General features: G+C 37.0%; 11 protein-coding genes and 1 pseudogene. 1 reads left to right on the forward strand and 11 read right to left on the reverse strand.

From position 1 onward, the window contains the following. Positions 1 to 23: 23 nt before the first annotated feature. From DWW33_RS07845 to DWW33_RS07875, 6 genes are all read right to left on the reverse strand, one after another. Positions 24 to 1,385 (reverse strand): MATE family efflux transporter, encoded by a 1,362-nt coding sequence (locus DWW33_RS07845; protein ID WP_117698012.1) that lies wholly within the window; start codon positions 1,383 to 1,385, stop codon positions 24 to 26. Positions 1,386 to 1,820: 435 nt separating this feature from the next. Next, a complete protein-coding gene (locus DWW33_RS07850; RefSeq protein WP_227710007.1) occupies positions 1,821 to 2,255 on the reverse strand; it encodes a hypothetical protein in 435 nt (144 codons plus the stop codon). A gap of 319 nt (positions 2,256 to 2,574) precedes the next feature. After that, complete coding sequence (locus DWW33_RS07860) at positions 2,575 to 3,267, reverse strand: hypothetical protein (RefSeq protein ID WP_117698010.1); 693 nt, start codon at positions 3,265 to 3,267, stop codon at positions 2,575 to 2,577. After that, positions 3,264 to 3,824, reverse strand: coding sequence for an RNA polymerase sigma factor (locus tag DWW33_RS07865; RefSeq protein WP_022243687.1), 561 nt, complete (start codon positions 3,822 to 3,824; stop codon positions 3,264 to 3,266). The genes DWW33_RS07860 and DWW33_RS07865 overlap by 4 nt, the downstream gene beginning before the upstream one ends. A gap of 127 nt (positions 3,825 to 3,951) precedes the next feature. Next, the gene (locus DWW33_RS07870; RefSeq protein WP_117698009.1) at positions 3,952 to 4,989 is read right to left on the reverse strand and encodes a nucleotidyl transferase AbiEii/AbiGii toxin family protein; all 1,038 of its coding nucleotides are present in this window, start codon (positions 4,987 to 4,989) and stop codon (positions 3,952 to 3,954) included. A gap of 6 nt (positions 4,990 to 4,995) precedes the next feature. Then, on the reverse strand, positions 4,996 to 5,733 hold the full coding sequence (locus DWW33_RS07875) for a DUF6577 family protein (protein ID WP_117698008.1): 738 nt from the start codon (positions 5,731 to 5,733) through the stop codon (positions 4,996 to 4,998). Between the two features lie 330 nt (positions 5,734 to 6,063). Between DWW33_RS07875 and DWW33_RS16315 the strand changes: the two are divergent. After that, a pseudogene (locus tag DWW33_RS16315) lies at positions 6,064 to 6,246 on the forward strand (IS481 family transposase); the annotation flags it as partial. 74 nt (positions 6,247 to 6,320) lie between these two features. Here DWW33_RS16315 and DWW33_RS07885 read toward each other — a convergent pair. The 5 genes from DWW33_RS07885 to DWW33_RS07905 all read right to left on the reverse strand — a co-directional run bounded on the left by DWW33_RS07885 (position 6,321) and on the right by DWW33_RS07905 (position 12,864). Beyond that, the gene (locus tag DWW33_RS07885) at positions 6,321 to 6,800 is read right to left on the reverse strand and encodes a hypothetical protein (RefSeq protein ID WP_199534303.1); all 480 of its coding nucleotides are present in this window, start codon (positions 6,798 to 6,800) and stop codon (positions 6,321 to 6,323) included. A gap of 422 nt (positions 6,801 to 7,222) precedes the next feature. Further along, positions 7,223 to 8,137 (reverse strand): phospholipase D-like domain-containing protein, encoded by a 915-nt coding sequence (locus tag DWW33_RS07890; RefSeq protein ID WP_158577465.1) that lies wholly within the window; start codon positions 8,135 to 8,137, stop codon positions 7,223 to 7,225. Between the two features lie 11 nt (positions 8,138 to 8,148). Continuing rightward, positions 8,149 to 9,948, reverse strand: a complete 1,800-nt coding sequence (locus DWW33_RS07895; protein WP_118087733.1) for an ATP-binding protein — start codon at positions 9,946 to 9,948, stop codon at positions 8,149 to 8,151. 11 nt (positions 9,949 to 9,959) lie between these two features. Then, the gene (locus DWW33_RS07900; protein WP_118087734.1) at positions 9,960 to 11,690 is read right to left on the reverse strand and encodes a DEAD/DEAH box helicase; all 1,731 of its coding nucleotides are present in this window, start codon (positions 11,688 to 11,690) and stop codon (positions 9,960 to 9,962) included. A 10-nt stretch (positions 11,691 to 11,700) separates the two neighbouring features. Beyond that, positions 11,701 to 12,864 (reverse strand): aminotransferase class V-fold PLP-dependent enzyme, encoded by a 1,164-nt coding sequence (locus DWW33_RS07905; RefSeq protein ID WP_118639220.1) that lies wholly within the window; start codon positions 12,862 to 12,864, stop codon positions 11,701 to 11,703. Between the last annotated feature and the right edge of the window lie 12 nt (positions 12,865 to 12,876).

A 12,876-nucleotide genomic window follows, 5' to 3' on the forward strand; every position in this document is an offset into this window, starting at 1 on the left:
CTTTCTTCCATGACTCTATGGTTCTATGCCGCTATCCGAAGCTTCCGGAAGCATACTTTGAAATAAATAATCTCGGCAATTGCTGTAATCGACCAGGAAAATGCATACAAAAGATATAAGGATGCAATGGTTCCAAAATATGCAAAAATTGTATATACCCAGATTACACGGAATACGCAGGAGCCCATGATAACAATAATGGTCGGCACAATGCTCTTTCCAATTCCGCGGGATGCCGCAATAGTGCAGTCCATAAATGCGGAAAGTGCATAGGAAAATCCCATAATCTTAATCCGCTCCATTCCGGCTTCAATTACCTCCGGTTTGCTGGCAAAAAGAGACAGGAACTGTCTTCCGAAAACCACCAGCAGCCCACCAAAAATTACGCCTGCCAGAAACGAATACAATAAACTGATGCGGTAACTTTTTATCATGCGTTCCCTGTTTCCTGCCCCCATATTCTGTCCCATGAAACTGGCGCATGCCGTATAAAATGCTGTCATAATATTAAAAATCAGCGTATCTGCATTGATTGCCGCTGAATTGCCGGACACCATAACCGCATCAAAGGAGTTGACTCCGGTCTGCACAAAAAGATTTGCAATTGCAAAGATTGCATTCTGCATTCCGCCCGGAACGCCAAGCATCAGCACACTTTTCGCCGCTTCCTTATGAAAACGCAGTCTGGAAAAGTAAAGCCTGCAGCTATCCTTTCTCCGGCACAGATGAGAAACCACCAAAATAGCTGACACATACTGAGCAATAACGCTGGCAATTGCCACTCCGCCTGCTGCCATATTACACTGGATAACAAAGAAAAGATTTAATAACACATTTAACACACCGGCAATACTCAGATAAATAAGTGGAAGCTTCGTCTCGCCGGATGCACTTAAAACACCATTTCCAAAATTGTAAATTGCAAGTGCCGGAAGCCCCAGTGCATAAATCCGAAAATATAGTACTGCGCCATCCATAAACTCTGATTTTGTATGTAAAATGTTTAAAAATGGCTCCGCAAATATATTACATATCAGGCACAGTATAAGTCCTGCCACCAGACAAATCAATGCCGCCGTGTGCACGGTTTCTTCCGTTCCCTTCGCATCGCCTACGCCCAGTTTATGCGCTACCCTTACATTAACACCGCCACCCATTCCAATCAGGAAGCCGGTAAATAAGGACACCAACAGCGTGGTCGAGCCAACCGACCCAAGGGGGATATATCCTGCATATTTTCCTACAATTGCTACGTCACTTAAATTAAATAATACTTCTAATATCTGAGAACACATCAACGGTATGCTAAAGAGGAAGATGTTCTTCCATAAAGAGCCGGATGTCATCCCGATACTTTTTCTTCTGCTTTCTGCTTTACTGCTCATAATTTTATTTCACTTTGGTTGGTTTGCTGTTCCTTTCCTGCCATATATCTTCTTTGATAATAATCCATTGTACGATAATCTATTACATCACGCAATCCTCTTACTTTTCCATAGTTAAAGAAGGATAAGCATCAAGCATAGACTGTCTTGCTTCTTTTAAAAATTGTACTACTCGTTCCATGATGTAATCCATTCTTTAATATCTTTTATAATCTACGTCACGTCATAGGAAGCCTTGTCGTTAGCAGAAAGACAGAATTGTTACTGAGCTTACATACGCATACATAACATCGCCTTTCGTGTTATGGGCTAACAGGTATCCTTAACCACTTATTTTATAGCAAATTCTTCAACGAATATATAGCAGTTAATGTGAACAGAACGAAAATTTTTTGATATTCTCGCCTAAAGTTACACAGAAACGCTCATCCACTGTTAGTCGCAAAAGTATATTTTCAACAAATCTGTTGTTGCTTTGTCATTTATGACAGCCCGTCCTATTGTTATGCCATTGCTGATGATAATATATTCTCCGTTTTCATATCTGGCATTTACCAAATCATCTTCCCTTTTTAAGTCTATACATATACTTGATATAATTCCACAAATCTCCTCTTGTGAGCTTCCGCTTTTTATCTCATAAGCATAATCCGCATCTCCTATCTCATTCAGATCAGTTACCAAACAATACTCCGCTCCATTCATCAGCATTTCTTCATTCAAAGTGGGTAATTGAGCCGTCTTATACTCATTAAATAAAAAGATAACTACAAGCGCAATGAATGCCGGAAAAAAGATACCGCCAAACCGCTGTGCATAATTTTGTTCTTCCCACCGCTTGCCATGACCACCAAACAGCGGTATTTTCATCTGCACCAAACCTGCTCCTATACTTACAAGCAAAAAATAAAATATAACTTTTATCAAAGACTCATCCCCCTTTTAATCATTAATAAAAATATCGTTCTTAAAACGACGCCTACTAACCATATAAAACGAAACACCTTGTTATATCTTGAACTATTAGAACACGGAACAAGCCAATGTTCCTGTGGAAACCCCAAAAGGTCTTCTTTTAATTCCTGCTTCAATTCCATGACTATACTCCACATTAATCCAAGCAGCACAATGCACACCGTTCCATAATATGCAATGCTGTTAGCTTTGCCTTATCGTACAAATTTGCAGATTATTCTTGGATTTGGCTCAAATCAAATGCACCGTTCTCAATCAACTGCAAAATTGTGTCTACCAAGTTGTTCTTTACAGTTTCACTTTCATTTTCAGTGCCAGAATACTCTACATAAATAGTGTTCTCTCCCATATCAAAGGTTGCATAATATATTACGGTTTTGATACCTTGACTATTTGACTTTGTTATGAAATATCCTGCATTGATATCAACGCCGTCTACACTTGAAGTGATTGTATTTCCATCAATGATAGTATCTAATAGATTTACACCCTGTTTAGAAACTACCATTCTTGTATCACCAATTTTTCCCTCAAAACCCAGAATATTATGATTGTCAGCATCAAAGTAAGCATCTGCGGTAACAGGCAAGTCTGCAAAAAGCATTTCAATTTCAGCATCGCTCAAAGGTCTTGTTGTTACATTTAAGTCAATTGAAGATTGTGATAAGTCATTTTTAACAAAAGTAATTGTTTCTCCACTATCCAGCGTGGCAATATCGTTTTTTGTACCAAACAGTTTGCTTTGAAAAACTCCCACTCCAATCACAGCAACGAGTACGAAGCAAGCAGCAACAGACACCCATTTTTGCCGATTAGTTATTTTACTTGTTTTTTTCATAGGTTCAGCTTCTTTAATATACTGATTATCGACATTTCCCAATGCCCTTAAAAGTTTCTTTTCTTTCATACAGAGATACCTTCTTTCTCTAACAATTTTTTGAGTTCGTTCCTTGAACGAAATAATGACATCTTGATTTTGCTCTCGCTCATACCATATTCCGTTGCAATTTCTTTAATGGGCGATAAATACCAATATCTTCTCATAAAGATTTTTCGCTGTTCTAATGACAGGGAAGAAAGAAAGCGGTTGAGAATATCCGTTAGAGCAATTTCTTCAACAATGTTTTCTGTACTATCCAACGATGGTATGCACTCTTGTATTTCATCAAAAATCAATGGCATTTGCCCGCCATTACGTTTCTTTGCATTGAGCAGTTCGTACCTGTCCAAAGATAAGTTGCGAGTAATCTTCCCTAAAAAAGTTTTTAGAACAGATGGACGGTTAGGCGGTATGCTGTTCCAAGCTCTTAAATAAGTATCATTTACACATTCCTCGCTGTCTTCGTCATTGTGAAGAATATTAAAGGCTATGTATCTGCAATACTTTCCGTATTTTTTTGAAGTTTCGGATATAGCAGCTTCGGAGCGCTCCCAATATAAATCTAATATCTGTTTATCATCCATAGGCTTCTCCTCCTTTGTATTAAGGCCTTTCACCCTAATAGACGGGGAAAATGTGTCAAGAGTCACTTAAATTCAAAAAATATTTATTCAAAGATTAGCTTTTGATATTAATTCTTCAAGTATCATTTTATTTCATTATCTCATCAGTCTTCACCACATAAGCATAGGCCTCTGGATTTGCCTTTTTCAAGTAACGAAGAGTCAATAACTTTTCATGCACTAATTTATGATTGGCATATTCCCGGAAGTCCCTCACCTTTTCAAACTCTGTATCTGTCAACAAACACATTACCATGTACATAACCATGGTTGCTCTCCCTGCTGCAATTTCCGGACTATAGTTTTCTGCATAAATATGTCCACGTAAGTCACGTATACCTTTAACATATATCGGATACTCCTCTGCTCCGACCTTGCCTCGTGACGCAATACATAAAGCTGACTCAAAGCTATCCCATAAGCAGTCCGTTGGTGTTGCATTTATTCCACGGTATGCAATCTCCGCCAACGCAATCGGTTCATATGTACGCTTTACAACATCGCATTCTTTAAAAACCTCTATTAAAGAACACACGTCATAAAGCTGCTTCATTACTTCCATATCCTTACCTTTATTAAGTTCGACACCTGTCGTATGAGGAGCAAATGCAGTCAGTTTATCTGCAAGAATACAATCTGCACTCGGAATTTTAACTGTTAGATACTCTTCTTCCGTCAGTAGTAAATCATTTCTTATTTCCTTTGTCTCAACTTCTGCATAATGATTATTTTCAAATAGCACATCCAATAATATATAAAATTGTTTATTGTTAATTGGTGAATCATAAGTAAATTTAAAATGCCGCTTTTCTATATTGTTTTTTCCGACTCTCTTCTGTTCTTCCACCATCTGAAATGGAAATATAGCAGATGCTTTTTCTAAGTAATCATCCAAATCAGTCCCTGGTTCCACAATAATATCAATATCTGTAGATAATCGACGTGGCTTATCCATTAGCATCATAAGGCAGGTACCACCTTTAAAAATAAATGGCATCCTCACCCTTGCCAAAGCTTCAAGAAGTCCAAAAGCATATACAGTACGTTCTAAAAGCACCGGATCTCTCTTGCTGTCCTTTTGTAGACTGCGAATATATTCCTCACTAAAATTTTCTTTCAAAAGCATTTGCACCTATTCCTTTGTTTTTAATATAATATCCGTTTTATCATGTAGCAGTTTCTTTATTTTCTTTGCGCTCTTTCTTCGATTTGCATATCGAAACAAACAATTTTCATCAATATAGTATCTTGCAAAAGCATCCATATATACACCCGGATATTCTGACTCACTTATAGATGCCAGAAGTAACGGTTCTGACATAATGTCTACTAATAGCTTCTCCAATCTTGTATGCCACGATTTTTCCTGTCCTTTTGGTGCTTCTGTTATAAGCTTTACAATTACAATCATGTTATCCGACCAATACTGATGGTAGATATCTGCCGTTGGATTGATAAGCACTTTTCCAGGATATTTCTCCTTTAATGTATCAAAAACAAATTCCATAATATCTGATTCTACTGATAGGAATATAACATTATGAGCCACTAAATGATTTACGAAATCATTCATTTGAACAAATTCAAATATTGTAAAATTCAAATATGGATATTGTTCCTCTAGTTGCAATGCCACTTCTTCCGCCAATTCCGAATAGTCATGACGGTACACCTGCCGCTTATCATTCGGCAAACAATAATGATTACGTCCCACCCTTACTATCTCACCATCATTGACCATATCTTCAACCTTTTTGTAGAACGAAGCTTCACTTAATTGATATCCTCCCTGACGAAAAGAGACGAATAATTCATTGCGCGTAAATTCCGTCACATTATGAACACCCCTGAAATAAATTTCTTCAGTCATCGTGATATCACCTCCAATTATTTTTCCGGCACTTCACCCAGCCAAGTGCCGGAAATATATGAATAGCGTAATATCTCTTTTCATATTTGTCAATATTTTTTCGGCACTATTATTATTTTAGTGCCATTAATATATTTTGCTTTTCTCAAAAAAATATACCTGGAATTTTTTTACTTTTTCAAGCAAAACGACAAAAAGAGCAATCCACCATAAGATGAATCGCCCTCCATTCAGAAAATATGCCCAGTACCTTTTCTCTTTATCTGTCATAAGCACTTACCTTGCCTTTCCGGTTTTAGGTACGCTTGGAACGATAACATCATCAGACTTTCTGCTATCTACAGACAGCTTCATGAAAACGGAAGCATCAAAAAAGGGGATGTATCTGAATCCACGGTTAACAGATATATTAATCTCCTGGCTCTTAAGCTCAAAACAACCAGCAATCAGGATATGCGCCGCTATGAAAGACCTCACATAAATGAAGTATGGTGTGGTGATTCAAGTATTGGTTCTTAACTGAAAACTCCTGATGGTAAAATAAAGTTCTTCCATAGTGGTCTCCTTTCCGTAAAACTTTGTCAGCATTACCAATCTTCTCCATACTCATCCATTGCATCATCTACACCATCTGCATAATCGCTGTCTCTGTCATATCTGTCATAGTCATAATCGTCATCCATATAGATATCATCATAGCCATCATCATAAGAGTCATATGTACTCTTCTTTGTCGTTGTACTTTTCTTTGTACCACTGCTATATGATGACTTGTTTGTAGAATTTGATTTATTATTGTAACTGCTACTTGAACCAGAGTTACTTGTACTGCTCTTAGAAGTACTGCCAGACGATTTATTGCTATATGATGAACTGCTATGGGATGTACTGCTTCCCGTATATGGTTTATGCAAATAACAATAGCTGCTTCCACTTGCCTGCTTATTATCACATCCTGCCTTAATGCACTTAGGCTCACTTGCTTCACCTATGGAACCTATTACAAACAGAACGCCTATTATTACAAGGAATATTGCCAGTCCCTGTCCAAATGAATTCTTTCTCATACAAATCATCCTTTGCGTCATCCTCGAAGTCTCCGGCATCTCCAAATAATACTTCATGTTCTTCCCTGCTAGTGCAAAGCATTTCTCCTGCAAACATCATTTCTGAGCTATCTATTTCTCCATCGCCATTTAAATCCATCCAATTTCTCATTGCCATACCTCCTGTAATCAAGGTTATTTGTTTCTTTCTGATTATATAGTACTACTTCTCTTATATGATACCATAAATAACCATATAAGAGAAGTTCCTTCATTCCTGCTACACAAGCACAAAATCAAAAATAATTTAAGTTCACCACTTAACATTGTGGCAAAGATTTCCACTTCCATGAATTCCATCTACATTTTTCGACCCAAAAAAACTACACACCTTGAAAATTCATTCAAAATGTGTAGTCTATTAAAAATACTATTTAAATATTCTAATTCACTTTCTGGCTCAATCTCACCCGTTGCGAATGCCTCGGTCTGTCCACAATGACTTCTTTGCATTCCAACTCCTGTGTCCACTCTAACAATCTTGCCAGAAGTACTTTTACATCTTTTCGATATGGCTTTGGATCATTTACTAATGCACTATGTAATTCTACCGTAATTTCACCAAAATACATTTCACCACCATGTTTCTGCAATAATTCTAAGAGCCATCGGTATGCTCTGCATAACGAAAATGCTTGCTGTATTTCAGTTAATGATTCTCCTTTACTCATTTCCAGAAATTCTATTTTCTGCCCTAAGCTTTCCTTCGCTGTATCATATTCCGGAAAATCATTTACGAATAACATGTTTTCTACCGGACGAAACAAGTCGGTAATCCTTTTTGACCAGCCCAACTCAGAAGAAGTTCTATTTTTCATCTTGTCTAATGCTTCTGCCTTCATAATACTATATATTCGGTCATCCATTTCCACGGAGCCTTTTATAAGACAGTTTACTCTTTGTATATCTGTTTCATCCACTTCACATTTTTCAGCCATTTCAAGATTACCGCCTTCTTCCAGCAGTATTCCTTTATTTGTTAAATTTACGCTTCCTATCACTCCATTCTTATCATCAAATATATACATTTTTGCATGCAAATCAAAATAAGCATACATTTTCCATTCATGTGATTTACAATACTCATAAATTTGCAAATCAGTTGCACCATTAATAATATCTTTTAATTGAAAACGCACAATTAACGTCTTATCCTTTATTGTCTCATTACAATTTTTCTGCATAAACTCAAGTGCATTTTGCTTGCAGAACGCAGTAATAACTACAATGGATTGATGACAACTTTGTAATTCCTTATAGATACATTTCTTTATTTCATCAGATATTAAGATACTCACGTTATCACCTGCTATTTCAAACTTCCATGTTGTGCATTGATATATTTTCTTAATCTTTCATTCCATGTAGCAATAAGATTATCATTCTCATCTTCCTGTCTGCGATTAGTCTCATCAATTGCCTTAACTAAGGATGCCACAAAAAGTTCAAATGCCACCTTTGCATCATTTGATTTTATCAAATCTTCAAGAAATGTCTTATAAAAAATATGATCCATATTAAACTTTACATAACAGTTTCCCAAACCAAATGAATAGTCAAATAAAGCTGCCAGTTTTCCCATATTCTGATAGTCTATATTAACCTGATTTTTAAGATTATTTACGATTTCTTCCTGCTGAGGATCTATAACCCCTCTCTCTTCTAACTGTTGTTTGCTCTTTTCGTATAATTCCTCTTTGGAAGTAGTTCTTCTTACCTCTGCGGATTCACTTTCCTCATTCGGTATTTCACTTTCTTCTACTTTATTTATTATTTTCGTTGTCGGAGAATCTATATCCTTTGAAGACCTTGTATTTTCTCTGGTCTTCTTATTTTCTTTATACATCCGTTCTATTGTAGGATGAATTATGCTATACAACTGTACCCATACCGGTTTTACAGGCTCATCCAAATAATCATCTTTATCTATCTTTCTCAATTCGACAAACTGCTTGTTATTTGCCACTCCAAACGCTTCATCCAGAACAGGATCAAATTTAATTTCGCAGCCCCACCACCTATGTTGCGGCTGATTAATATTTTCATAAAAATCGAACTGTCCAAAATCAATTTCTCTATTTGCCCGTACAATTGATATTCCTTCCAATTTTTTTACATAGCTTCCTAATGGCTTTCCACCCGGATCTCCTGCTACTGCTGTCTTGTCATAAAATTCCTTTTTTACTTTTGAAAAACGAATTTCAATGTTGTGTTCCTTTGTTTCTCCTGTTATCTTATCAATATATTGAATAGGAAAATAAATAACTCCATCTGTATGCTTCTCATCTGTATAAGGTTCAAAAATACTTTCTGTGTAATTTATATTATCGCCTGGACAGATATTTTCCGGTGTTGCAGGATTTCCCAATACATAATTTGGTTTCATGAGAAACAGCGGATCATTTGGCATTATTCTTTTTGAATTATCCTGATTTTCATGATGAATTAAACTGATATTACAGATTCCATCATGAATAAAATATCTGAACTTTTGTCCTAATGCAAATTCCAATTTTTTAAACAGAAATGATACTGTTTTAGGCACTACTCTATCACAGTTTTTCCACAATACAAATGTGCCACTCTCCATAAAATTGTACTCTTTTACAGCATCATTCTGCCCCTGCATTTTATAGGTTAAATACTTCTTATATTTTGAAGGAATCTCACTTTGTACCGGATCTTCCAATACGGTTTGTTCTCCATCCTTTACTTTATTTATGTCCAAAAATACTTTCTTGCAATTATCATATCCATTCTGCCAGGAGTACACATCAACTGATGGGCATGCATATAAAGAAGCCTGTGGCAAACCAACGCCAAATCTTCCCATTCCTTTTCTGTCAGTTCTTGTGGAATATCCAATTCCAAGACAGCTTTCCAGTTCTAACTGCTCCATTCCTTTTCCATTATCCAGGAATCCGATTTCTTTAATATTATTTCTTCCTGTTTCAGGATTATATTCTTCCGATACAATTATTAAAATATCTTTTGCCTCTGCCTGAATAGAGTTATCAATAATTTCTGCCATTGCACATTCAATATTTTTATAACCCGTATTTCTCAGTGCATCTCCCATTGTCTGAATTACAAATATGTCTTTTGCCATAACTTTTCCTCCTATGCATTCCAATAATTATTAAAGTGTGAAAATGCCATATTTTCATTAAACTGATTCAAATTGTCTTTTACATCTATTAATAAGCATTCCTTTTTTCCGCCCATCTGTGGTCCACGAAGCCCGCGTCCTAACATCTGGCTATATAGAACTACCGATTGTGTTGGCCTTGCAATAAAAACACATTCAATATTTGTTGCATCAAACCCTGTTGTCAGCACTTCATAATTAATCAAAATATTCATATCATTTTTTGTATCTTTAAACTTCTGGATTGCTTCTCTTCTCTCAGTTGCTGACATCTCTCCGATTACCAATGCATTAGGTATATCTTCCAAAGTAAGCATAGAAGAAAGTAATTGTCCATGTTTTACAGAACACGCAAAAACGATTGTAGGCGTCTGTGATTGATTTAGCGCTCTTAATTCCTGCATAATCCTCAAATTTCTACTCTTATTTTTTCCAATCACATTAAGTGCTGCAGGTGAAAAATCGGAATAACCATTCTTCGTGGCTATTACTTTTATCTTTGACAGTTCTTCATCTGTTAATTTTTCTGCATATGTAAGCTCTTTCTTCTTTATCTTTGCCAGTACACCTCTGTTTTGAAAATAACGGATAATGTCTTTTTCCACTTCAGCATTAAGAGCTTCCTGCCTGGACATATTCACTTCATTCATAACTTTCGTATCAATGGATATGATTTTGTTTCCAAACGTCGATGCTAACAAATCATTTTCAAAACTCATTTCTGTTGTTCTGCCCGGCGTTGCCGATAATCCCATCAACGCACAGTCCTTCATTTCTCCCGTTCTACGCATAAAATGTTCAATTACATTTCTCGTCTCCTGAGCTGCTGCTTTATGTGCCTCATCATATACAACTAATCTGGTAGCATTTACAAGCTTCTGAAATTTGTCCGGTTGATTTTCCTTCATAGACTGCAATTTTTGTATTCCACAGACCATAAAACCAGACATATCTTCCGGAATAGCTTCTATATTATGTTCTCCCCAAAGTTTATACGTTGAAATTTCTCCATTTCCTATGTTCTTCCAAACATTAACAAAGGTATCATATGCCTGCTGCAACAATTCTGTTGTATGTGCTATCCAGACAATTAATCCCTGTTTCTTTAAATTATAATTATAGTGATGACATATGATATGCGTTGCCGTCTTGGTTTTTCCTGTTCCGGTCGGCATATGTATTAAAAAACGTCTTTGTTTATATTCTGAAGTCAGTATATTAAGTGCTCTCTGGCGAATAATATATTGATAATCCAACAATTCATAAAACTTATCATATGATGCAATTTTTTCAGATGAAACTTCCTCTACACTTTGTTCCTGAAAAATATCTTTTTCCGAATAGTTCAACAAATGAAGTACATGATTATTTATCTGGCTTTCACGCCAGTTTTTCTTCGCTACTACATCTATAATCAGTTCCGGATCCTCACAGGTTCTATATTTTTCAGGCAATTCTACACGAAAATCCAGAATATCTTCTTTTTGAAAGGTACTCAAAATATGATGTCTGAATTCCTTACTCTTTAAAATATTCACCCCATAGATGCACATGATCATATCAACCAATCTTTTCTTCGTAAGCAGGGCTTCACTCCCTGTATTCCATTCAAGTAAAGATTCCACAAGATCTTCTCCAAGAAAACTTTTTAAATCTTCCAAGGAAAATTTCATCATATGAGATCTCATAACTTCATTCTCCATCTTCTTCCTCCTACTCCGCCAGTTCCCCGACGGCGGCAACCAGTGTATCTATCTCTTTCTCCGTGGTATATCTTCCGATTCCGACCCGGACGATGCCGCCGAAAGCTTCATCCTTTAAATGCTTATGTATCAGTGGTGCACAGTGATATCCGGTTCTTACGGCAATTCCATAGTCTGTGTCCAAAAGCATGCCCACCTCGGCTGCCTGATAGCCCCGGATATGAAAAGGAACAATTCCGACTTTGTCCTGCCCGAAATCTCCATATAGTTTCACGCCAGGAATCCGTTTTAGCTGCGCAATTAATTTATCAGTCAACTGTTGTTCATGTGCCAGCCAGTTTGCTGTTCCGGCTGCCTTTATCTCCATGAGAGCTGCACGAAGTCCTGCTATTGCTACAATATTCGGACTGGCTGCCTCATAACGGGCAGGGCTTTCTAATGGCATCTTCGGATTCAAGGAATCACTGCCGGTTCCGCCTGCCAGAAAAACCTTCAGCTTTATGCCATGTCTTAAGAAAAATCCTCCTGTTCCGAATGGACCATAAAGATTTTTATGACCGGCAAATGCTACAATATCTGCCGGAACTTTTCGCATATCAAGCTCTGTTAGTCCAAGGGACTGTGATGCATCGATTACTGTGATTGCATCATATTTCTTTGCAATTTTGCATATTTCTTCGATGGGGAGTATATAACCTGTCACATTGCTGACCTGTGACAGAAAGATGTGAGTTGGCGGCTGCTCCGTAAAAAGATATTCCATTTTTTCCAAATCAATTTTTAAGGATTCTTTTTCCAGTGGAAGCTCTATTATGGTAAATCCAATCCGCTCTTTCCATAAATCCAGCGGGCGAACCACTGCATTATGCTCATAAGGGCTGACATAAACCACATCCGATTCCTTCCAGTCCATTCCGCCAATGATCTGATTGAAAGCAACAGTAGCAGAGGCGGATAAAACCACCTCTGCTTCCTCTTTTGCATGCCCTAAATCAAGCAGCGCTTCTCTTGTTTCTGCGATAATTTCATCTGCCTCTTTTGCAAGGGCATAAGAACCCCTCCCAGCATTAAATGCAAGGCTGCGGTTGACCCGGTCCATTTCTGTATATACCGTTTCCGGTTTTGGATATGTTGTTGCTGCATTGTCAAGATAAATAATTTCTTCTGTATTCATAACTACAACTCC

Origin of the sequence: Roseburia sp. AF15-21 (assembly GCF_003479505.1) — a bacterium.
GTDB lineage: Bacteria > Bacillota > Clostridia > Lachnospirales > Lachnospiraceae > Roseburia_C > Roseburia_C amylophila.